This window comes from Sporosarcina sp. FSL K6-1522, assembly GCF_038622445.1.
In the GTDB taxonomy this organism is placed as follows: domain Bacteria; phylum Bacillota; class Bacilli; order Bacillales_A; family Planococcaceae; genus Sporosarcina.
In genome coordinates this window covers 739,279-763,337 of sequence record NZ_CP152019.1, presented here as the reverse complement: position 1 = coordinate 763,337, position 24,059 = coordinate 739,279, and the positions used below count along the sequence as shown (strand labels likewise).

At 46.1% G+C, this 24,059-nt stretch carries 9 protein-coding genes and 6 rRNA genes; 1 reads left to right on the top strand and 14 read right to left on the bottom strand.

The genetic code is table 11. The annotated features are described in order from the left end of the window. The first annotated feature begins 65 nt into the window (after positions 1-65). Positions 66-1,478: a PLP-dependent aminotransferase family protein gene (locus tag MKY34_RS03635; protein WP_342513890.1), complete on the top strand. Its 1,413-nt coding sequence runs from the start codon at positions 66-68 to the stop codon at positions 1,476-1,478. Between the two features lie 48 nt (positions 1,479-1,526). On the opposite strand, the gene MKY34_RS03630 is transcribed toward MKY34_RS03635, so the two are convergent. The 14 genes from MKY34_RS03630 to yaaA all read right to left on the bottom strand — a co-directional run bounded on the left by MKY34_RS03630 (position 1,527) and on the right by yaaA (position 24,004). Next, complete coding sequence (locus MKY34_RS03630; RefSeq protein ID WP_342515180.1) at positions 1,527-2,858, bottom strand: serine hydrolase; 1,332 nt, start codon at positions 2,856-2,858, stop codon at positions 1,527-1,529. 186 nt (positions 2,859-3,044) lie between these two features. After that, positions 3,045-4,511, bottom strand: a complete 1,467-nt coding sequence (gene guaB, locus MKY34_RS03625; RefSeq protein ID WP_342513889.1) for an IMP dehydrogenase — start codon at positions 4,509-4,511, stop codon at positions 3,045-3,047. A 111-nt stretch (positions 4,512-4,622) separates the two neighbouring features. Then, positions 4,623-5,099, bottom strand: a complete 477-nt coding sequence (locus MKY34_RS03620; RefSeq protein ID WP_342513888.1) for a glutathione peroxidase — start codon at positions 5,097-5,099, stop codon at positions 4,623-4,625. A gap of 346 nt (positions 5,100-5,445) precedes the next feature. After that, positions 5,446-5,561, bottom strand: a 5S ribosomal RNA gene (rrf, locus tag MKY34_RS03615). An 81-nt stretch (positions 5,562-5,642) separates the two neighbouring features. Next, positions 5,643-8,576, bottom strand: a 23S ribosomal RNA gene (locus MKY34_RS03610). A gap of 255 nt (positions 8,577-8,831) precedes the next feature. Further along, positions 8,832-10,383: ribosomal RNA gene (locus tag MKY34_RS03605) — 16S ribosomal RNA — on the bottom strand. 1,173 nt (positions 10,384-11,556) lie between these two features. Next, positions 11,557-11,672 (bottom strand): 5S ribosomal RNA (gene rrf, locus MKY34_RS03600). A gap of 81 nt (positions 11,673-11,753) precedes the next feature. Then, positions 11,754-14,687: ribosomal RNA gene (locus tag MKY34_RS03595) — 23S ribosomal RNA — on the bottom strand. 255 nt (positions 14,688-14,942) lie between these two features. Continuing rightward, positions 14,943-16,494, bottom strand: a 16S ribosomal RNA gene (locus MKY34_RS03590). Together the 16S, 23S and 5S rRNA genes form the textbook arrangement of a ribosomal RNA operon. A gap of 416 nt (positions 16,495-16,910) precedes the next feature. Continuing rightward, entirely contained in the window at positions 16,911-18,014 is a 1,104-nt protein-coding gene (locus tag MKY34_RS03585; RefSeq protein ID WP_342513887.1) for an HD-GYP domain-containing protein, read from the bottom strand. 121 nt (positions 18,015-18,135) lie between these two features. After that, on the bottom strand, positions 18,136-20,640 hold the full coding sequence (gene gyrA, locus MKY34_RS03580; protein ID WP_342513886.1) for a DNA gyrase subunit A: 2,505 nt from the start codon (positions 20,638-20,640) through the stop codon (positions 18,136-18,138). A 30-nt stretch (positions 20,641-20,670) separates the two neighbouring features. Further along, positions 20,671-22,593, bottom strand: coding sequence for a DNA topoisomerase (ATP-hydrolyzing) subunit B (gene gyrB, locus MKY34_RS03575; RefSeq protein ID WP_342513885.1), 1,923 nt, complete (start codon positions 22,591-22,593; stop codon positions 20,671-20,673). Positions 22,594-22,653: 60 nt separating this feature from the next. Continuing rightward, the gene (gene recF / locus MKY34_RS03570; RefSeq protein WP_342513884.1) at positions 22,654-23,775 is read right to left on the bottom strand and encodes a DNA replication/repair protein RecF; all 1,122 of its coding nucleotides are present in this window, start codon (positions 23,773-23,775) and stop codon (positions 22,654-22,656) included. Beyond that, on the bottom strand, positions 23,765-24,004 hold the full coding sequence (gene yaaA / locus MKY34_RS03565; RefSeq protein ID WP_342513883.1) for a S4 domain-containing protein YaaA: 240 nt from the start codon (positions 24,002-24,004) through the stop codon (positions 23,765-23,767). The genes recF and yaaA overlap by 11 nt, the downstream gene beginning before the upstream one ends. Positions 24,005-24,059: the final 55 nt, after the last annotated feature.

The following is a 24,059-nucleotide window of genomic DNA, read 5'->3' as shown; positions in this document are numbered from 1 at the left end:
AGATTATGACCTTATTAAAATACTCAGTTACAAACAATATGAAGGGGTCAGTTGGAGGCGTTCACATGGAAATGCTGTTGATTCAATTAGAAAAACATACAGAAACACCCTTATACGAACAAATTTATGAACAAATTCAGCGTGATATCACGAGCGGTAAATTACCCGTCGGCATGAAACTACCTTCTAAACGCAAATTAGGCGAATTTCTGAATGTAAGTCAAACAACGATTGAGCTTGCTTATGCGCAGCTCACAGCAGAAGGATTCATTTCATCCCAACCACGAAAAGGCTATTATGTGCAGGCGATTGAAGAGCTTGCCTATGTACAACCCGTGGCACTCACAATCAAACCTAGCCAGTGGACAAAAACGGATGCTGCCATCGATTTTTCACCAGGTAAAATCGACACAGAATCCTTTCCATTTACTCAATGGCGCAAGTACGCCAAGGAGGTCATAGACGAGTCATCCCAAAACCTACTGCTCCTTGGTCATCCTCATGGTGATTATGAGCTACGCCAAGAAATTGCACGCTATTTGTATCATTCACGTGGGGTCGACTGTACACCCGAGCAAATTATCGTCGGATCAGGGACAGAACAGCTGATGCCGCTCGTCATTCGAATTTTAGGCATAGAAGCAACGTACGCCATCGAAGATCCCGGCTATCCACTTACGCATCATGTTTTCTTTCATAATGATCGAAAAGCAATCCCCATCGCAGTTGATGAAGAAGGGATGGATGTACACGCCCTACATCGCGCAGGTGCGACGGTAGCCTACGTAACACCCTCTCATCAGTTCCCAACCGGTACAGTACTATCTGCGGCACGCAGGACTGCTTTATTGAACTGGGCTTCGGCACAAGACAATCATTTTATCATCGAAGACGATTACGATAGTGAGTTTCGCTATACGGGGCGTCCCATTCCCTCCTTACAAGGGATGGATAAAGGTGGAAATGTTATCTACCTAAGTACATTTTCCAAGTCGCTAATGCCTTCGCTGCGCATTGCTTATATGGTGCTGCCCCCCGTATTGCTCGACAGATATGAAAAAGCGTTCATCCACTATGCTGCGACGGTGCCGAGGCTCGATCAACATATTCTGGCCCGCTTCATGGCAGATGGTCATTTTTCACGCCACCTCAATCGCATGCGGAAAATTTATCGTCGCAAATTACAAATACTCACCGAGGCACTTACTGCTTACGCACCACATCTATCATTTTCTGGCGACGAGGCGGGGATGCATATTATGATTACCGTTCACACCGACATTCCAGAAGAAGTGCTAACCGAAGTTGCAAGGACTTCAGATATCCGTGTCTATGGCTTAAACGACTATCGGACAGCCCCTGTAATCGGTGTCCCCTCATTTCTCCTTGGCTTTGGTGGACTAGCTACAGATGACATCAGAAATGCTGTTGACAGTCTTATGCATGCTTGGTCTATCAACAAAAGTGCTGGAGTCTAGACGATAAAAAAGGCGACGAATCCAATTAAGGATTCATCGCCTTCATTTTTAATTAAACAAACCTTTAACAAAGCTTGTTGCACCATTCCAAACGTTTGCAAAGAAACTACCGATTGCACTCATCGTCAGTGAGAACCAACCTGCTTTCTCAACAGCAACCTTCGTCACCACTTCAGCACCCAGATTGTCAGAATCGATAAATCCATAATCCGTCCCTTCCGTTTTCACAAGGTTGACATGGCCAACGACTGTCTCTTTTTTAAACGGTGCGAGCAGCGCACCATCTTTTAGTTTTGACTCATCAATAACCAGTTCAGGAACATACAAATCTTTCTCGCTCGTCTTCACCATCATGCGAATTGGTTCTTTCACTTCGATGGCAACCGCTTTCTCTTTTCCTTTAACGACATCAAGTTCTTTTTGCTTTGCAAATTGATAACCCGCAGGAACAAATTCCACTTCTGAGAATTGACTAAAACCATAATCGAACAAAGCACGCGTTGCATCGAATCGCGCTTTATAGGAACCCTCACCTTTTGCATCGACTGCCTTCATGACTACCGAAATGAGTCGTTTACCATCACGTGTCGCCGTCCCTGTAAAGCAATGCCCTGCAAAATTAGTTGTACCTGTTTTCAGGCCGTCAACACCAGTATACTCATAGACAAATCCTGGAAGCATGAAGTTCCAGTTATCCATCTTAATTGCATCTGGTGTGCCTTCACGGAAGGTTTTGGAATTAATCTTTGTCGTTTCCAACACTTCCGGGTAATCATTCAGCAAATGATAGGCAAGTTTTGCAACCGACTTCGCTGGCATGACGTTTTCATCATCAACGCCTGTCCCTTGCGCATGCATCCCCTGTAAATCACTATTGTTCAACCCTGTTGAATTGACGAATTTATAATCTTCCAAGCCCAGCTCTTTGGCTTTCGCATCCATGAGCTTCAAAAACTCAGTCTCAGTTCCGGCAATGGTCTCAGCAATAGCAATTGTCGCTGCATTTGCCGAGTAAATAGCCAATGCCTCGTAAAGTTCACGAATTGTATACGTACCATCTCTTCGTAGTGGCACATTACTTAAACGTCGATCTTGTGAAATCGCATATGTATAGTCATTCACTTTATATTGTTGATCCCAGCTAATCTTCCCTTCCTCAATCGCTTCGAAAAGAAGATACTCAGTCATCATCTTTGTCATACTCGCAATGCCCAATGGCGTATCTGCATTTTCTTCATACAAAATCTTTCCACTATCTGCATCAATTAAAATCGCACCATCGACATGAATACCAAGTGTTGTGTCCGCATATGCAGGTGCTGTGCCAAGTGTCGTCAACAACAGTAGTGGCATCAGCAACATGGCCACCCATTTTCTCATTTCCCGTTTCACTATATTACCTCCGTCATTACTGTTTCTAAAAATCATTTTATCATAGTTCTATTACTACATGGGAACTAAACAGAAAAAGCACCTTTCCGCTCATATGTAGACGCAGGAAAGGTGCTGAAGTTCCTTCATTCCAACTCCAAGTTCAGGAAAAATCGACTCCCGATATGAAATCTCTTATGAAAGTGTATAGTTTGGTGCTTCTTTTGTAATCTGTACTTGGTGTGGGTGACTTTCACGAAGCCCTGCACCTGTCATACGTACAAACTGTGCCTTTTCACGTAGGTCATGTAAATCCTTCGTTCCACAGTAGCCCATACCTGCACGAACACCACCGATTAACTGATGGATTGTATCCGCAAGTGGACCTTTGTATGGCATACGACCTTCAATACCCTCAGGTACGAGTTTCTTCGCATCGTCTTGGAAATAACGGTCTTTCGATCCGCGTTCCATTGCAGCAACTGACCCCATACCACGGTATACTTTGAAACGACGTCCTTGGAAGATTTCTGTTTCCCCGGGACTTTCCGTCGTACCCGCAAGAAGGCTTCCTAGCATAACAACATGTCCACCCGCAGCAAGAGCTTTGACGATATCTCCAGAGAACTTGATGCCTCCATCTGCAATAATCGTTTTACCATGCTTACGCGCTTCTGTCGCACACTCATAGATAGCTGTAATCTGTGGAACACCAACACCTGCAACAACGCGTGTTGTACAAATCGAACCAGGACCGATACCAACCTTAACAACATCAGCACCCGCTTCATAAAGCGCACGTGCACCTTCAGCTGTTGCAATGTTTCCAGCGATGATATCAAGATCAGGATATTGTCTTCTAATGTCAGCAACCGTATCTAACACACCTTTTGAGTGGCCGTGCGCCGTATCAATAACGATAACATCGACTTCTGCTTTCACTAGCTTCTCAATGCGTACCATCGTATCAGATGTTACACCAACAGCTGCTCCAACAAGTAGACGTCCTTGCTGATCCTTCGCAGCCTTTGGAAACTCAATCACTTTCTCAATATCCTTAATCGTGATTAATCCTTTCAAAATGCCAGCCTCATCAACAATTGGAAGCTTCTCGATTTTATATTTCTGCAAAATCTTTTCAGCATCCTCGAGTGTAGTACCAACTGGTGCCGTCACAAGATTTTCTTTCGTCATGACATCATCAATGATTAAAGAGTAATCTTGGATAAAACGAAGATCACGGTTTGTCAGAATCCCAACAAGCTTCAGCTCTTCCGTGTTATTCACAATTGGAACACCAGAAATACGGTATTTCCCCATCAAATGCTCAGCATCGAAAACTTGATGTTCAGGCGTAAGATAAAACGGGTTTGTAATAACACCGTTTTCGGAACGTTTAACAGTCACAACTAGTTCAGCCTGTTCCTCAATACTCATGTTCTTATGAATGATACCTAGCCCACCTTGACGTGCCATTGCAATTGCCATCTTCGACTCCGTAACGGTATCCATTCCAGCACTAATAACAGGGATGTTTAACTTGATCTTGTCTGTCAGATTAACAGAAAGTGACACATCTTTAGGTAATACTTCAGAAGGTCCCGGTACAAGCAACACATCATCGAACGTAAGTCCTTCACGCGCAAACTTTGATTCCCACATTCATTACGCCTCCTAATTTAACTGTTTTCAGATGAATATTATTAAAAGGTTATCAGCGTAGACAATGACTGTCAAGGTTGCGCCGATAAGAAAAACTATTCCTATTATTCGCTAAACAATTTGATCAATTCGCCGCTGCATTTTTAACGGTGAAACCTGTGGTGCAATTCGTTCTACAACATTTCCTTCACGATCAATTAGAAACTTTGTGAAGTTCCACTTGATTCCCTCTGTTAATAAACCCTTTTTTTCAGATATAAGAAATGCAAACAACGGTTCAATATCTTTCCCTTTAACATGTACTTTGGCAAACATCGGGAACGTTACACCAAAATTAATTTCACAAAACTCTATCGTCTTATCAATATTTTCAAATTCTTGGTTATTAAAATTACCCGATGGGAATCCAAGTATCACCAAACCTTGATTTTGATATTCTTCATACAATTCTTGGAGTTCTTTGAACTGATTTGTAAATCCGCATTTACTAGCCGTATTCACAATAATTAACGGTTTTCCTTTATATTCGTCCATTAATTGAAGTGTACCATCTGTTCTTCTCACTGAAAACTCGTACAGTGTTTTCATAAATAGTAGCCCCTTTAATTTTGATGCTATTTAAACAATAGGCTGAATTTGAAGTAATTACAAGTATAGATAACTAAAGGACTTAAAAAAGGAGATTTCCATGTATTTAATAGCTGAAACAAGACTACTGCATCGTGATTAAGAGGCTAGAAAAAGCCGGATATCTCTATATATGCTAAGAAAAAGTTCAGATATCTTAAGAATACAGACTTGAAAATGCCACTATAACCGCTTTCGTGCTTAGGGAAGGATACCTTCCAATCTCTGAAATATAACTTGCCCTATCGCATGAGATTTTATATTTTTAAATACAAAAAAGCCACTGCTAATTTAGCAATGACCATGTGCCCGGCGACGTCCTACTCTTGCAGGGGGGAACCCCCAACTACCATCGGCGCTGAAGAGCTTAACTTCCGTGTTCGGGATGGGAACGGGTGTGACCTCTTCGCCTTCGTCACCAGACTATTTTGAGCTTGTTCACTCAAAACTGAATAAAACCAACATTGTGTTGCACAAATCGAGCCAACCGTGCACTTTTTAAATAAGGTTAAGTCCTCGATCGATTAGTATCCGTCAGCTCCACACGTCACCGCGCTTCCACCCCAGACCTATCAACCTCATCTTCTTTGAGGGATCTTACTTACTTGCGTAATGGGAAATCTCATCTCGAGGGGGGCTTCATGCTTAGATGCTTTCAGCATTTATCCCGTCCACACATAGCTACCCAGCGATGCCTTTGGCAAGACAACTGGTACACCAGCGGTGTGTCCATCCCGGTCCTCTCGTACTAAGGACAGCTCCTCTCAAATTTCCTGCGCCCGCGACGGATAGGGACCGAACTGTCTCACGACGTTCTGAACCCAGCTCGCGTACCGCTTTAATGGGCGAACAGCCCAACCCTTGGGACCGACTACAGCCCCAGGATGCGATGAGCCGACATCGAGGTGCCAAACCTCCCCGTCGATGTGGACTCTTGGGGGAGATAAGCCTGTTATCCCCGGGGTAGCTTTTATCCGTTGAGCGATGGCCCTTCCATGCGGAACCACCGGATCACTAAGCCCGTCTTTCGACCCTGCTCGACTTGTAGGTCTCGCAGTCAAGCTCCCTTATGCCTTTGCACTCTACGAATGATGTCCAACCATTCTGAGGGAACCTTTGGGCGCCTCCGTTACTCTTTAGGAGGCGACCGCCCCAGTCAAACTGTCCGCCTGACACTGTCTCCTGCCCCGATAAGGGGCATGGGTTAGAAGTCCAATACATCCAGGGTAGTATCCCACCAACGCCTCCTCCGAAGCTGGCGCTCCGGGCTCTAAGGCTCCTACCTATCCTGTACAGGATGCATCGGAATTCAATATCAGGTTACAGTAAAGCTCCACGGGGTCTTTCCGTCCTGTCGCGGGTAACCTGCATCTTCACAGGTATTATAATTTCACCGAGTCTCTCGTTGAGACAGTGCCCAGATCGTTACGCCTTTCGTGCGGGTCGGAACTTACCCGACAAGGAATTTCGCTACCTTAGGACCGTTATAGTTACGGCCGCCGTTTACTGGGGCTTCAATTCAAAGCTTCGCTTGCGCTGACCTCTCCTCTTAACCTTCCAGCACCGGGCAGGCGTCAGCCCCTATACTTCACCTTGCGGTTTTGCAGAGACCTGTGTTTTTGCTAAACAGTCGCCTGGGCCTATTCACTGCGGCTCTCTCGGGCTTTAACACCCTACCAGAGCACCCCTTCTCCCGAAGTTACGGGGTCATTTTGCCGAGTTCCTTAACGAGAGTTCTCTCGATCACCTTAGGATTCTCTCCTCGCCTACCTGTGTCGGTTTGCGGTACGGGCACCTCCCGCCTCGTTAGAGGCTTTTCTTGGCAGTGTGAAATCAGGGACTCCGGAGACAATTCTCCTCGCCATCACAGCTCAATGTTATAGGAACGGGATTTGCCTCGTTCCACACCTCACTGCTTAGACGCGCATAACCAACAGCGCGCTCACCCTATCCTACTGCGTCCCCCCATTACTCAAACGGCGGGGAGGTGGTACAGGAATATCAACCTGTTATCCATCGTCTACGCCTTTCGGCCTCGACTTAGGTCCCGACTAACCCTGAGCGGACGAGCCTTCCTCAGGAAACCTTGGGCATTCGGTGGAAGGGATTCTCACCCTTCTTTCGCTACTCATACCGGCATTCTCACTTCCAAGCGCTCCACCAGTCCTTACGGTCTAGCTTCAACGCCCTTGGAACGCTCTCCTACCACTGACACCTAAGGTGTCAATCCACAGTTTCGGTGATTCGTTTAGCCCCGGTACATTTTCGGCGCAGCGCCACTCGACCAGTGAGCTATTACGCACTCTTTAAATGATGGCTGCTTCTGAGCCAACATCCTGGTTGTCTGGGCAACGCCACATCCTTTTCCACTTAACGAATACTTGGGGACCTTAACTGGTGGTCTGGGCTGTTTCCCTCTCGACTACGGATCTTATCACCCGCAGTCTGACTCCCAAACATAAATCATCGGCATTCGGAGTTTGTCTGAATTCGGTAACCCGGGATGGGCCCCTAGTCCAAACAGTGCTCTACCTCCGAGATTCTTAACGTTTGAGGCTAGCCCTAAAGCTATTTCGGAGAGAACCAGCTATCTCCAGGTTCGATTGGAATTTCACCGCTACCCACACCTCATCCCCGCATTTTTCAACATACGTGGGTTCGGGCCTCCAGTAAGTGTTACCTTACCTTCACCCTGGACATGGGTAGATCACCTGGTTTCGGGTCTACGACCCCATACTCATTCGCCCTATTCAGACTCGCTTTCGCTGCGGCTCCGCATTCACTGCTTAACCTTGCATGGAATCGTAACTCGCCGGTTCATTCTACAAAAGGCACGCCATCACCCATTAACGGGCTCTGACAACTTGTAGGCACACGGTTTCAGGATCTATTTCACTCCCCTTCCGGGGTGCTTTTCACCTTTCCCTCACGGTACTGGTTCACTATCGGTCACTAGGGAGTATTTAGCCTTGGGAGATGGTCCTCCCGGATTCCGACGGAATTTCACGTGTTCCGCCGTACTCAGGATACACTCTGGAGAGAATGGACTTTCGACTACGGGGCTTTTACCCGCTACGGCGGACCTTTCCAGGTCGCTTCGCCTAATCCATTCCTTTGTAACTCCGTGTAGAGTGTCCTACAACCCCAGGAAGCAAGCTTCCTGGTTTGGGCTCTTCCCGTTTCGCTCGCCGCTACTCAGGGAATCGATGTTTCTTTCTCTTCCTCCGGATACTTAGATGTTTCAGTTCTCCGGGTCTGCCTCGTTTACGCTATGTATTCACGTAAACGTACTACCCCATTATGGGCAGTGGGTTTCCCCATTCGGAAATCTCCGGATCAAAGCTTACTTACAGCTCCCCGGAGCATATCGGTGTTAGTGCCGTCCTTCTTAGGCTCCTAGTGCCAAGGCATCCGCCGTGCGCCCTTTCTAACTTAACCTTTCGGCTTCAACAGCCATTTGGTGAGTCTTATTTACAGCGATGTAAACAGGGGCTCTTAAAAAGGTATTGCATAAGTAAATTACAATTGTAATCGACTCGGTTGATTCTTGATTTGTTACTTTCAATGTCGTTTTATCCAGTTTTCAATGAACAAGTTTTGAAAAAGATCATCTATAAAGAAAGATGAACCTTCAAAACTGAACGCAAAACGTCAATGGATAGACCAGAGGTCTATTTCCGAAATAATCCTTAGAAAGGAGGTGATCCAGCCGCACCTTCCGATACGGCTACCTTGTTACGACTTCACCCCAATCATCTGTCCCACCTTCGGCGGCTGGCTCCCGTAAGGGTTACCCCACCGACTTCGGGTGTTACAAACTCTCGTGGTGTGACGGGCGGTGTGTACAAGACCCGGGAACGTATTCACCGTGGCATGCTGATCCACGATTACTAGCGATTCCGGCTTCATGGAGGCGAGTTGCAGCCTCCAATCCGAACTGGGAATGATTTTATGGGATTAGCTCCCCCTCGCGGGTTGGCAACCCTCTGTATCATCCATTGTAGCACGTGTGTAGCCCAGGTCATAAGGGGCATGATGATTTGACGTCATCCCCACCTTCCTCCGGTTTGTCACCGGCAGTCACCTTAGAGTGCCCAACTGAATGCTGGCAACTAAGATCAAGGGTTGCGCTCGTTGCGGGACTTAACCCAACATCTCACGACACGAGCTGACGACAACCATGCACCACCTGTCACCGCTGTCCCCGAAGGGAAAGGCATATCTCTACACCGGGCAGCGGGATGTCAAGACCTGGTAAGGTTCTTCGCGTTGCTTCGAATTAAACCACATGCTCCACCGCTTGTGCGGGTCCCCGTCAATTCCTTTGAGTTTCAGCCTTGCGGCCGTACTCCCCAGGCGGAGTGCTTAATGCGTTAGCTGCAGCACTAAGGGGCGGAAACCCCCTAACACTTAGCACTCATCGTTTACGGCGTGGACTACCAGGGTATCTAATCCTGTTTGCTCCCCACGCTTTCGCGCCTCAGCGTCAGTTACAGACCAGAAAGCCGCCTTCGCCACTGGTGTTCCTCCACATCTCTACGCATTTCACCGCTACACGTGGAATTCCGCTTTCCTCTTCTGTACTCAAGTCCCCCAGTTTCCAATGACCCTCCACGGTTGAGCCGTGGGCTTTCACATCAGACTTAAAGGACCGCCTGCGCGCGCTTTACGCCCAATAATTCCGGACAACGCTTGCCACCTACGTATTACCGCGGCTGCTGGCACGTAGTTAGCCGTGGCTTTCTAATAAGGTACCGTCAAGGTACGAGCAGTTACTCTCGTACGTGTTCTTCCCTTACAACAGAGCTTTACGATCCGAAAACCTTCTTCACTCACGCGGCGTTGCTCCATCAGACTTTCGTCCATTGTGGAAGATTCCCTACTGCTGCCTCCCGTAGGAGTCTGGGCCGTGTCTCAGTCCCAGTGTGGCCGATCACCCTCTCAGGTCGGCTACGCATCGTCGCCTTGGTAGGCCATTACCCCACCAACTAGCTAATGCGCCGCGGGCCCATCCTGCAGTGACAGCCGAAACCGTCTTTCAGAGTTTGTCCATGCGGACAAACTGATTATTCGGTATTAGCCCCGGTTTCCCGGAGTTATCCCCATCTGCAGGGCAGGTTGCCCACGTGTTACTCACCCGTCCGCCGCTAACTTCAGGGAGCAAGCTCCCTTCCGTCCGCTCGACTTGCATGTATTAGGCACGCCGCCAGCGTTCGTCCTGAGCCAGGATCAAACTCTCCATAATAGAAGAAAATGATTGCTCATTTCTTGCTGGCATCAATTAAGATGTCAAATTTGAATCCGAAGATTCGTTTGTGTTTCCTTTTGGGAAACGTTTGGCTCCAGTGCCGAAGCACCTTCGCTTTATTTCATTGACGTTTTGCTGTTCAGTTTTCAAGGTTCATGTCATTGCTACTTATCTCAGAAGCAACCTTTATATCATATCAAGTTACGTCCTTCATGTCAACAACTAATTTCAATTTCTTTTTCGTCGTTTCTCTATATTGGAAGCGCAACATTATCTATCATAGCATTTCTTTTTGTATGAGTCAACAATTACTTTTAATTACTTTCTCATCGGTTTCTTTATATCAGAAGTGCAACGTTATTTACTATACCACCTCACTTTATTAAATGCAACCCTATTTTTAAAAGAAGTTTTACATTCCCTCTTTTAAACTTCATTACTTAGGTTAGCACCAGCATAATCCGCTATTCATTCGATAGGGGCTATCCAGAAAGCCTATGCTCACCATCTAATGATGATTTAGCCACTTCACTATGTAAATGGATTCATCTCTGGCTCACCTATTGATTAATAACCTTCTTTTTTAAGTGCGAAGTCTTCTTTCCTAAAAATGATTGCGTCCCGATTTCACAAAGACACCCAAACAGGTCTTCCGAAACATTTCTCTTTACGATATAATCCAATTCCCTACAAGCAAATACCATTCCGTACATCATAACGACCATCGTCATTCCTTCGAAAGCTGCTACATAATTACAAGCACAAATGTCGGCTCAGCGAACAGTGGCATTCATAAGTTAGTTCATCACTAACGATCTGGCTAATTGCTACACATTGCTTTGTCGGACAAGCCAACTCTCGATAGTTAGCCCTAGTACTTTTTTTAAAAAAGGCATATATATTACATTACATTTTGCAGGCTGCTTTATAGAATTATTGAAACACCATTCCAATGTCCTCCTCAATACTATTAATAGCGATTAATTTGGAATAATTAGCAGTATGGTTCTAAATATCTTAGCAAAATGATTGCAATCATTCACTATGTTTGTATAAAAGTAAGCAATCTCAGCTGCATCTCACATTCCACTGAATCAATTTGATGAGAAAAATCTATAGTTTTATATTCTAAAACACAAAAAAGCCATTACCTATTGGTAATGACCATGTGCCCGGCGACGTCCTACTCTCACAGGGGGGAACCCCCAACTACCATCGGCGCTGAAGAGCTTAACTTCCGTGTTCGGGATGGGAACGGGTGTGACCTCTTCGCCTTCGTCACCAGACTATTTTGAGCTTGTTCACTCAAAACTGAATAAAACCAACATTGTATTGCACAAATCGAGCCAACCGTGCGCTTTTTAAATAAGGTTAAGTCCTCGATCGATTAGTATCCGTCAGCTCCACACGTCACCGCGCTTCCACCCCAGACCTATCAACCTCATCTTCTTTGAGGGATCTTACTTACTTGCGTAATGGGAAATCTCATCTCGAGGGGGGCTTCATGCTTAGATGCTTTCAGCATTTATCCCGTCCACACATAGCTACCCAGCGATGCCTTTGGCAAGACAACTGGTACACCAGCGGTGTGTCCATCCCGGTCCTCTCGTACTAAGGACAGCTCCTCTCAAATTTCCTGCGCCCGCGACGGATAGGGACCGAACTGTCTCACGACGTTCTGAACCCAGCTCGCGTACCGCTTTAATGGGCGAACAGCCCAACCCTTGGGACCGACTACAGCCCCAGGATGCGATGAGCCGACATCGAGGTGCCAAACCTCCCCGTCGATGTGGACTCTTGGGGGAGATAAGCCTGTTATCCCCGGGGTAGCTTTTATCCGTTGAGCGATGGCCCTTCCATGCGGAACCACCGGATCACTAAGCCCGTCTTTCGACCCTGCTCGACTTGTAGGTCTCGCAGTCAAGCTCCCTTATGCCTTTGCACTCTACGAATGATGTCCAACCATTCTGAGGGAACCTTTGGGCGCCTCCGTTACTCTTTAGGAGGCGACCGCCCCAGTCAAACTGTCCGCCTGACACTGTCTCCTGCCCCGATAAGGGGCATGGGTTAGAAGTCCAATACATCCAGGGTAGTATCCCACCAACGCCTCCTCCGAAGCTGGCGCTCCGGGCTCTAAGGCTCCTACCTATCCTGTACAGGATGCATCGGAATTCAATATCAGGTTACAGTAAAGCTCCACGGGGTCTTTCCGTCCTGTCGCGGGTAACCTGCATCTTCACAGGTATTATAATTTCACCGAGTCTCTCGTTGAGACAGTGCCCAGATCGTTACGCCTTTCGTGCGGGTCGGAACTTACCCGACAAGGAATTTCGCTACCTTAGGACCGTTATAGTTACGGCCGCCGTTTACTGGGGCTTCAATTCAAAGCTTCGCTTGCGCTGACCTCTCCTCTTAACCTTCCAGCACCGGGCAGGCGTCAGCCCCTATACTTCACCTTGCGGTTTTGCAGAGACCTGTGTTTTTGCTAAACAGTCGCCTGGGCCTATTCACTGCGGCTCTCTCGGGCTTTAACACCCTACCAGAGCACCCCTTCTCCCGAAGTTACGGGGTCATTTTGCCGAGTTCCTTAACGAGAGTTCTCTCGATCACCTTAGGATTCTCTCCTCGCCTACCTGTGTCGGTTTGCGGTACGGGCACCTCCCGCCTCGTTAGAGGCTTTTCTTGGCAGTGTGAAATCAGGGACTCCGGAGACAATTCTCCTCGCCATCACAGCTCAATGTTATAGGAACGGGATTTGCCTCGTTCCACACCTCACTGCTTAGACGCGCATAACCAACAGCGCGCTCACCCTATCCTACTGCGTCCCCCCATTACTCAAACGGCGGGGAGGTGGTACAGGAATATCAACCTGTTATCCATCGTCTACGCCTTTCGGCCTCGACTTAGGTCCCGACTAACCCTGAGCGGACGAGCCTTCCTCAGGAAACCTTGGGCATTCGGTGGAAGGGATTCTCACCCTTCTTTCGCTACTCATACCGGCATTCTCACTTCCAAGCGCTCCACCAGTCCTTACGGTCTAGCTTCAACGCCCTTGGAACGCTCTCCTACCACTGACACCTAAGGTGTCAATCCACAGTTTCGGTGATTCGTTTAGCCCCGGTACATTTTCGGCGCAGCGCCACTCGACCAGTGAGCTATTACGCACTCTTTAAATGATGGCTGCTTCTGAGCCAACATCCTGGTTGTCTGGGCAACGCCACATCCTTTTCCACTTAACGAATACTTGGGGACCTTAACTGGTGGTCTGGGCTGTTTCCCTCTCGACTACGGATCTTATCACCCGCAGTCTGACTCCCAAACATAAATCATCGGCATTCGGAGTTTGTCTGAATTCGGTAACCCGGGATGGGCCCCTAGTCCAAACAGTGCTCTACCTCCGAGATTCTTAACGTTTGAGGCTAGCCCTAAAGCTATTTCGGAGAGAACCAGCTATCTCCAGGTTCGATTGGAATTTCACCGCTACCCACACCTCATCCCCGCATTTTTCAACATACGTGGGTTCGGGCCTCCAGTAAGTGTTACCTTACCTTCACCCTGGACATGGGTAGATCACCTGGTTTCGGGTCTACGACCCCATACTCATTCGCCCTATTCAGACTCGCTTTCGCTGCGGCTCCGCATTCACTGCTTAACCTTGCATGGAATCGTAACTCGCCGGTTCATTCTACAAAAGGCACGCCATCACCCATTAACGGGCTCTGACAACTTGTAGGCACACGGTTTCAGGATCTATTTCACTCCCCTTCCGGGGTGCTTTTCACCTTTCCCTCACGGTACTGGTTCACTATCGGTCACTAGGGAGTATTTAGCCTTGGGAGATGGTCCTCCCGGATTCCGACGGAATTTCACGTGTTCCGCCGTACTCAGGATACACTCTGGAGAGAATGGACTTTCGACTACGGGGCTTTTACCCGCTACGGCGGACCTTTCCAGGTCGCTTCGCCTAATCCATTCCTTTGTAACTCCGTGTAGAGTGTCCTACAACCCCAGGAAGCAAGCTTCCTGGTTTGGGCTCTTCCCGTTTCGCTCGCCGCTACTCAGGGAATCGATGTTTCTTTCTCTTCCTCCGGATACTTAGATGTTTCAGTTCTCCGGGTCTGCCTCGTTTACGCTATGTATTCACGTAAACGTACTACCCCATTATGGGCAGTGGGTTTCCCCATTCGGAAATCTCCGGATCAAAGCTTACTTACAGCTCCCCGGAGCATATCGGTGTTAGTGCCGTCCTTCTTAGGCTCCTAGTGCCAAGGCATCCGCCGTGCGCCCTTTCTAACTTAACCTTTCGGCTTCAACAGCCATTTGGTGAGTCTTATTTACAGCGATGTAAACAGGGGCTCTTAAAAAGGTATTGCATAAGTAAATTACAATTGTAATCGACTCGGTTGATTCTTGATTTGTTACTTTCAATGTCGTTTTATCCAGTTTTCAATGAACAAGTTTTGAAAAAGATCATCTATAAAGAAAGATGAACCTTCAAAACTGAACGCAAAACGTCAATGGATAGACCAGAGGTCTATTTCCGAAATAATCCTTAGAAAGGAGGTGATCCAGCCGCACCTTCCGATACGGCTACCTTGTTACGACTTCACCCCAATCATCTGTCCCACCTTCGGCGGCTGGCTCCCGTAAGGGTTACCCCACCGACTTCGGGTGTTACAAACTCTCGTGGTGTGACGGGCGGTGTGTACAAGACCCGGGAACGTATTCACCGTGGCATGCTGATCCACGATTACTAGCGATTCCGGCTTCATGGAGGCGAGTTGCAGCCTCCAATCCGAACTGGGAATGATTTTATGGGATTAGCTCCCCCTCGCGGGTTGGCAACCCTCTGTATCATCCATTGTAGCACGTGTGTAGCCCAGGTCATAAGGGGCATGATGATTTGACGTCATCCCCACCTTCCTCCGGTTTGTCACCGGCAGTCACCTTAGAGTGCCCAACTGAATGCTGGCAACTAAGATCAAGGGTTGCGCTCGTTGCGGGACTTAACCCAACATCTCACGACACGAGCTGACGACAACCATGCACCACCTGTCACCGCTGTCCCCGAAGGGAAAGGCATATCTCTACACCGGGCAGCGGGATGTCAAGACCTGGTAAGGTTCTTCGCGTTGCTTCGAATTAAACCACATGCTCCACCGCTTGTGCGGGTCCCCGTCAATTCCTTTGAGTTTCAGCCTTGCGGCCGTACTCCCCAGGCGGAGTGCTTAATGCGTTAGCTGCAGCACTAAGGGGCGGAAACCCCCTAACACTTAGCACTCATCGTTTACGGCGTGGACTACCAGGGTATCTAATCCTGTTTGCTCCCCACGCTTTCGCGCCTCAGCGTCAGTTACAGACCAGAAAGCCGCCTTCGCCACTGGTGTTCCTCCACATCTCTACGCATTTCACCGCTACACGTGGAATTCCGCTTTCCTCTTCTGTACTCAAGTCCCCCAGTTTCCAATGACCCTCCACGGTTGAGCCGTGGGCTTTCACATCAGACTTAAAGGACCGCCTGCGCGCGCTTTACGCCCAATAATTCCGGACAACGCTTGCCACCTACGTATTACCGCGGCTGCTGGCACGTAGTTAGCCGTGGCTTTCTAATAAGGTACCGTCAAGGTACGAGCAGTTACTCTCGTACGTGTTCTTCCCTTACAACAGAGCTTTACGATCCGAAAACCTTCTTCACTCACGCGGCGTTGCTCCATCAGACTTTCGTCCATTGTGGAAGATTCCCTACTGCTGCCTCCCGTAGGAGTCTGGGCCGTGTCTCAGTCCCAGTGTGGCCGATCACCCTCTCAGGTCGGCTACGCATCGTCGCCTTGGTAGGCCATTACCCCACCAACTAGCTAATGCGCCGCGGGCCCATCCTGCAGTGACAGCCGAAACCGTCTTTCAGAGTTTGTCCATGCGGACAAACTGATTATTCGGTATTAGCCCCGGTTTCCCGGAGTTATCCCCATCTGCAGGGCAGGTTGCCCACGTGTTACTCACCCGTCCGCCGCTAACTTCAGGGAGCAAGCTCCCTTCCGTCCGCTCGACTTGCATGTATTAGGCACGCCGCCAGCGTTCGTCCTGAGCCAGGATCAAACTCTCCATAATAGAAGAAAATGATTGCTCATTTCTTGCTGGCATCAATTAAGATGTCAAATTTGAATCCGAAGATTCGTTTGTGTTTCCTTTTGGGAAACGTTTGGCTCCAGTGCCGAAGCACCTTTGCTTTATTTCATTGACGTTTTGCTGTTCAGTTTTCAAGGTTCATGTCGTTGCTGCTTATCTCAGAAGCAACCTTTATATCATATCAAGTTACGTCCTTCATGTCAACAACTAATTTCAATTTCTTTTTCGTTGTTTCTTTCTATCAGAAGTGCAACGTTTATTACTATACCATCATAGTTTATTGAATGCAATACTATTTTCAATAAAAGTTTTAATCCATATAGATTCTAAACAAAAACTGCTAAACAATAGCTGTTTAAGCACTGTCGTTTAGCAGCTATCTATCAGATGCTCTTACATTATAAGATTCTCTCTATCGCAAGATCGCGGTTGATTGCTAAATCAATTAGAGTACCATCACCGAGTCTTTTTATAATCGGGCGCAGCCTCGTATCACGATGAATGAACATAATCTCCCCAGCCACACCATTCGTTAGCTCGACCTTCATGCCAATTGAAAGATTATCTACTAAATCATGTAGTGCTTGGACAACTTTTATGTCGAACTTGCCAAACTTCTCTTCTTTAATCATTTCAATTACCTTATATGGAGATTCTTTTGATCGGTGAACGCGCTCAGACGTCATCGCATGAAAAACATCGGCGACCGCGAGTATTTGTGAAAAGATTGAAATCTCCTCCGCCTTATTGCCACGTGGATAACCACTACCATCTATGCGCTCGTGATGTTGGAAGATAGCTAGCTTCATTTCTGTACGTAGTAGAGGAGTGTCTTGAATCATCTGGTAACTATAGATGGTATGTTTTTTCACTTCATTAAATTCTTCCTTCGTCAAGAAGGCAGCTTTTTCTGTAAGCTTCAAACTAATTTTAGCCATTCCACAATCAGCTAGAGTACCAGCAAGTCCAATTTGCAATGTCTGCCCTTTCGGGAAACCCATCTGTTCGCTAATCGCAGATGCCAACAAGCCAACAGCAATGGAGTGATGATAAATATAATCTTTTGTATTTGAAAAGTTATTAAGAACCTTCAATACTTCTTTTTGCTCCATGAATGTCTCGATAAGTGGAATGACAATGCCTCGAACTGTTGCTATGTCTGGACGTGTCCCTGCTTGCCAGCTACTAAATTCTTTTTTGTAGTTTTGAACTGCCTTTTGATAACGCACTTGCAAATCCGCCTCTTCCATAGGAATCGATGCTAAAACAGCATTTGGATCTACAGGGCTTTCTGTATCAATAACATGTAAGTCTTCCTTTTTGACGACAACTCGTTCCTCTACTTTTACTGTCCTTACGCCGAAAGCATATAAAACCTCAAAGTGTTCAGATGAAAGTTCGGTATCTTTTCGAATAATAGGATAGTTAGTATTGGCAAATACATCTTCTTTTAAAGTGATACCTGGGCGCAAATCACTTACTTTTATATACATTTCCGTCATCATTATTCCCTACTTTCAGCCTCTAGTACTTTCTATCATACGCTAACTATTTGAAATACACGATAAATAAAAAGGAGTCATCGGAATAGCAACTTCGCTACTCCAATAACTCCACTTATATTCATTCGTCTAGTTCTTGTTCTTCGTTAGGTAGTGTTGTTGTCGTTCCTTCACTATCCATAAATTCTTCGACTTCTTCGTCCTTTGCAACTTTAGCGACAGTAGCAACTAATTCATCATCCCCAAGACGGATCAGACGGACCCCTTGCGTACTTCGCCCAATGATTGAGATATCATCAATATCCATGCGGATTAAAATACCATGAATCGTAATCAACATAAGGTCTTCTGTACCATTTACAGTCTTCATCGCAACGAGTAACCCATTCCGATCTGTCACATGCAATGTTTTCAAACCATAACCACCACGAGTTTGAATACGGTATTCTTCTTCAGAAGTTCGCTTTCCGAAGCCTTTCTCAGTTACGACAAGAATTTCGTCGCCTTCGTGTACTGTATCCATACCAATTGCAATATCGCCTTCACGTAACCGTATACCACGGACTCCGCCCGCTATACGACTCATTGAACGTATATCTTGTTCATTGAATTTGATCAACATGCCGTCTTTGGTTCCGATGACGATATTATTATCACCGTTCGTCATTTTGACTTCGATAAGTTCGTCATCGCCCCGTAACGTCAGTGCAATCAAACCATTTGAACGGATATTAGCAAAGTCTTTGATAGGCGTACGTTTCACAATACCATCCCGTGTAGCGAAGAATAAGTATTTGTCTTCCTCAAATTCCGCCACTGGAATCATAGCCGTTACTTTCTCGTCTTTGTCTACGCCTAATAAGTTAATGATCGGTAATCCTTTGGCAGTCCGGCTAAATTCAGGTACTTGATAGCCTTTCGTGCGGAATACTCTCCCTTTGCTTGTGAAGAATAGAATTGTATCATGCGTGGACGTATTCAACAGATGTTCAACAAAGTCATCGTCATTCGTCCCCATACCTTGAATTCCACGACCGCCACGACGTTGGCTGCGGTATGTACTCGCAGGTAGACGCTTAATGTAACCGTTATGTGTAACAGTCAACACTGAGTTCTCAACAGGGATTAAGTCTTCATCCTCAATCATTTCGGCACCGCCTGAAGTGATCTCAGTTCTCCGTTTGTCTTCAAAACGTGTCTTCACCTCAAGCAATTCCTCACGAATAATGTCGAGTAACTTCTCTTCATCTGCAAGAATCGCACGAAGTTCAGCAATCAGAAGCTGAAGCTCTTGATATTCCGCTTCAATTTTGTCACGCTCGAGTCCTGTCAAACGTTGGAGACGCATGTCGAGAATTGCCTGTGCTTGACGCTCAGATAAGTTGAATTGTTCGATTAAACCTGTTTTTGCTTCATCCGTCGTTTTTGATGCACGAATAAGGGTAATGATTTGATCGATATGATCAAGTGCGATACGCAAGCCTTCTAAAATATGTGCACGGTCTTCTGCTTTTTTCAGATCGTACTGTGTACGCCTACGAATGACCACTTTTTGGTGTTCAAGGTAATGATACAAAATTTCTTTCAATGCAAGAATTTTTGGTTGGCCATCAACAAGCGCAAGCATGTTAATCCCAAAACTCGATTGCAATGCGGTCTGCTTGTACAAATTGTTTAACAGCACGTTAGCATTGGCATCTCGACGAACGTCAATAACGATACGCATTCCTGTACGGTCCGATTCGTCAGCTAAATAACTGATACCATCGATTTTTTTGTCACGCACAAGTTCTGCAATCTTTTCAATGAGTCGTGCCTTATTTACTTGATACGGCAACTCACTCACAATAATCGTTTCTCGACCGTTCGACTTTTGTTCAATCTCAACCTTACCGCGAATAATAACAGAACCTTTTCCAGTCTCGTAGGCTCTTCTAATTCCACTACGCCCAAGAATAATCCCGCCTGTAGGGAAATCAGGGCCAGGTACAATGTCCATCAATTCTTCTGTCGTAACGGCAGGGTTATCCGCCAATGCCAATACAGCATCAATGGTTTCTCCTAGATGATGCGGTGGAATATTTGTAGCCATTCCGACCGCGATTCCTGATGTCCCGTTTACGAGTAGGTTCGGATAACGGCTTGGTAAAACAACCGGTTCTCTTTCCTGTCCATCATAGTTATCTTGGTAATCGATTGTGTCTTTATTGATATCACGTAGTAGTTCCATTGCGATACGGGACATACGCGATTCTGTGTATCGCATTGCAGCTGCTCCGTCGCCATCAACGGAACCGAAATTCCCGTGACCATCTACAAGCATATAACGGTAGTTGAAATCCTGTGCCATCCGTACCATTGTGTCGTAAACAGCACTGTCACCATGCGGGTGATACTTACCGATGACGTCCCCTACGATACGTGCGGATTTCTTATGCGGTTTGTCCGCAGTATTTCCGAGATCCTGCATTGCGTACAAAATACGACGGTGAACCGGCTTCAAACCATCCCTTACATCTGGAAGCGCACGAGAAACGATGACACTCATTGCATAATCAAGGAATGAAGTCTTCATTTCTTTACTAATGTTGATGCCTTGGACACCACGTTTCGGCATATCTGCCATGTTGTTAGACTCCTTTCAGCTCAACGTTCCTCAAGTATCTAAATTCTTCACATACATTGCATTTTCTTCGATAAATTTGCGTCGAGGTTCAACCTCATCTCCCATGAGTTGCTCGAACGTTAAATCTGCATCAAATGCATCTTCAAGATGGACTTGCAACAACGTACGTTGCTCCGGATCCATTGTTGTATCCCATAATTGTGTCGCATCCATCTCCCCAAGACCTTTATAACGCGTAATAACAGGTTTTGGTGTAGGTGACATCCTACTTATAATTTCTTCAAGTTCTTCTTCCTTATAGCAATATTCTTCCGTTTTCCCTTGCTTAACGCGATAAAGCGGAGGCTGAGCAATATACACATAGCCTGCTTCAATAAGCGGACGCATGAAACGGAAGAAGAAAGTTAACAGTAGCGTACGAATATGTGCACCGTCGACATCCGCATCCGTCATAATAACGAGCTTATGATAACGGGCTTTCGACAAATCGAATTCTTCCCCGATACCTGTCCCAAGTGCTGTAATCATCATACGAATCTCCGCATTCCCCAAAATCCTATCGAGTCGAGCTTTTTCGACATTTAAGATTTTACCACGTAGTGGAAGTATCGCTTGGAAATGACGATCCCGCCCACTTTTCGCTGAACCACCCGCCGAGTCACCCTCAACGATGTATAGTTCACTGATAGCTGGATCACGTGACGAACAATCCGACAACTTCCCAGGCAAACTGGATACTTCTAGTGCAGATTTTCGACGTGTTAACTCGCGTGCATTTTTAGCAGCAATACGTGCACGTGCCGCCATGAGGCTTTTATCAATGATTTGACGTGCAGTCGTTGGACTTTCAAGCAAAAAACGTTGGAATCCTTCTGAAAATAACGAGTTTGTAATCGTACTTACTTCGGAGTTCCCAAGTTTTGTTTTCGTCTGGCCTTCAAACTGCGGATTCGGGTGCTTAATCGAGATGATAGCGGTCAATCCTTCACGAACGTCATCCCCCGACAAGTTCGGATCCGATTCTTTTATCGCTCCATTTTTTCGAGCATAATCGTTAATAACGCGTGTTAATGCTGTTTTAAAGCCTGACTCATGCGTACCACCTTCATAGGTATTGATATTATTGGCAAATGAAAATAGATTCTCTGCATAACCACCGTTATATTGCATCGCAATTTCAATCGAAATCCCGTCTCTTTCACCTTCAATAAAAATCGGTTCTTCATGAATTGGTTCTTTGTTTTTATTTAAATGTTCAACGTAAGACTTAATACCACCTTCGTAGTAGTAAGTGTCAATCCGATTCTCCTCGCCACGCTCGTCTGTAATGGAGATACGAAGGCCACGATTTAAATAAGCAAGCTCACGCAACCGGTGTGCGAGGATGTCATATTCATATACAGTTGTTTCTGTAAAAATTTCTGGGTCCGCTTTGAAACGTATTCTCGTTCCGTTTTCGTCAGTATCGCCAACTACGCTTAGTTCTTCTACTACATCACCGCGTTCAAACTTGATGTAATGAATTTTCCCATCACGTTTAACATAAACCTCTGTTGCTTCAGACAAAGCGTTTACAACAGATGCTCCTACTCCGTGTAATCCGCCAGATACTTTATAACCGCCGCCGCCAAACTTTCCACCAGCGTGGAGTACAGTCATGATTACTTCGACAGCTGGTCTACCTGTTGATTCTTGAATACCGACCGGAATTCCCCGGCCGTTATCATCAACGCGTATCCAGTTATCTTTTTCAATCGTTACCTCGATATGATCGCAATGGCCTGCGAGTGCTTCGTCAATACTATTATCAACAATTTCCCATACAAGATGGTGAAGCCCCCTTGAACTAGTCGTCCCGATATACATACCTGGACGTTTACGGACAGCCTCCAACCCTTCAAGTACCTGGATCTGATTCGCATCATAAGCTGTCTGCATATCTTTTTCTTCCATTGCCAAACTGTTCACCTTTCCTTTCTGAACGTCTAACATCTATACAATCAAAAGAGATAATTATCCCTCTTTCTTTACTACCGCTCCTGCAGTTACCTCGAATATGTCTGCCTGGCGTATCGTATCATGATCAATTCCCGCGACGTTCGTTGTTGTAACAAACGTCTGTACCTGCCCCTGAATAGTGTTTAACAGATGTGATTGACGATAATCATCCAGTTCGGACAATACATCATCGAGTAGGAGTACGGGAGGTTCCCCGACTTCTTGTTTTACGAGCTCAATTTCTGCAAGTTTAAGGGACAGCGCCGTTGTCCGCTGCTGTCCCTGTGAACCATACGTCTGAATATCATATCCATTGACGAAAAAGTGCAGGTCATCTCGATGTGGTCCAACCAAAGTCATCCCACGTTCTAATTCACGCCGTCTTACTTCGAGCAGTCTTTGGCCAAATATAGATTCCATCTGTTCCACAGTCTGTCCCGAATCAAGCTCTTTTAGCGTCGCATAGGCGATTTTAAGTGATTCAATTCCACGTGAAATCCCTTCATGAATAGGTTCTGCCCATTTTTGCAGAAGTTCCATGAAATAAAATCGTTTACGAATAATTTGTACAGCGACTTGAATATACTGCTCTGTATAAACATCAAACATGACATCATGTAAATCCAATTTACCACGATTCTGTTTCAAAATTGCGTTGCGTTGTTTGAGGACCTTTTGAAAGGTTAACAGCTCATGAAGGTATGTCGGAGAAATTTGTCCGATTTCCATATCTAGAAATCGTCTTCTTACCTGCGGACTACCCTTTACAAGATTCAAATCTTCTGGGGCAAACATTACAACGTTTAACTGACCAATATAAAGGCTAAGGCGATTTTGCTCAAGGTGATTAACCCGCGCTTTTTTCCCTTTCTTTGAAATGGTTAGTTCTAACGGAAGTCGTCCATATTTCCGTTGTATATCCCCTTCTATTTTACCATAATCTTGTTCCCAACGTATTAATTCACGATCATTGGATGTTCGATGAGATTTAGCCATTGAAAGTACATAAATTGCTTCCATGACGTTCGTTTTACCTTGTGCATTTTCGCCGATGAGTACATTGATGTGTGGCGAAAATGACAAATCGAGTGCTGCATAATTCCGGTAATCTTTTAGCGCAAGCCGTTCAATATACATCCGGTTGTCCGTTTAATATGTCATGTATTTTAAAACTCCCGAAATCAGGAATTGTAATCACATCTCCATGACGGAGTTTTTTACCACGGCGGTTTTCCTCTTCACCGTTAACATGAACAGTGTGCTCTTCTAGGAACCATTTAGCCATTCCGCCAGAACTAATAATATCTGTCATTTTCAACAGCTGGCCGAGTGTTATGAACTCAGTATCAATTGTCAGGGTTTCCATTCGACCTCAACCTCTCGTAATTTAGTGTATCTCTCTATTTTAGCCGACTTTCGAC

What these genes read in the sequence shown, in the direction of transcription:
- MKY34_RS03635 (WP_342513890.1), top strand. Translation starts at nt 66, where the DNA reads ATGGAAATGCTGTTGATTCAATTAGAAAAACATACAGAAACACCCTTA.
- MKY34_RS03630 (WP_342515180.1), bottom strand. Translation starts at nt 2,858, where the DNA reads ATGAGAAAATGGGTGGCCATGTTGCTGATGCCACTACTGTTGTTGACG.
- guaB (WP_342513889.1), bottom strand. Translation starts at nt 4,511, where the DNA reads ATGTGGGAATCAAAGTTTGCGCGTGAAGGACTTACGTTCGATGATGTG.
- MKY34_RS03620 (WP_342513888.1), bottom strand. Translation starts at nt 5,099, where the DNA reads ATGAAAACACTGTACGAGTTTTCAGTGAGAAGAACAGATGGTACACTT.
- MKY34_RS03585 (WP_342513887.1), bottom strand. Translation starts at nt 18,014, where the DNA reads ATGACGGAAATGTATATAAAAGTAAGTGATTTGCGCCCAGGTATCACT.
- gyrA (WP_342513886.1), bottom strand. Translation starts at nt 20,640, where the DNA reads ATGGCAGATATGCCGAAACGTGGTGTCCAAGGCATCAACATTAGTAAA.
- gyrB (WP_342513885.1), bottom strand. Translation starts at nt 22,593, where the DNA reads ATGGAAGAAAAAGATATGCAGACAGCTTATGATGCGAATCAGATCCAG.
- recF (WP_342513884.1), bottom strand. Translation starts at nt 23,775, where the DNA reads ATGTATATTGAACGGCTTGCGCTAAAAGATTACCGGAATTATGCAGCA.
- yaaA (WP_342513883.1), bottom strand. Translation starts at nt 24,004, where the DNA reads ATGGAAACCCTGACAATTGATACTGAGTTCATAACACTCGGCCAGCTG.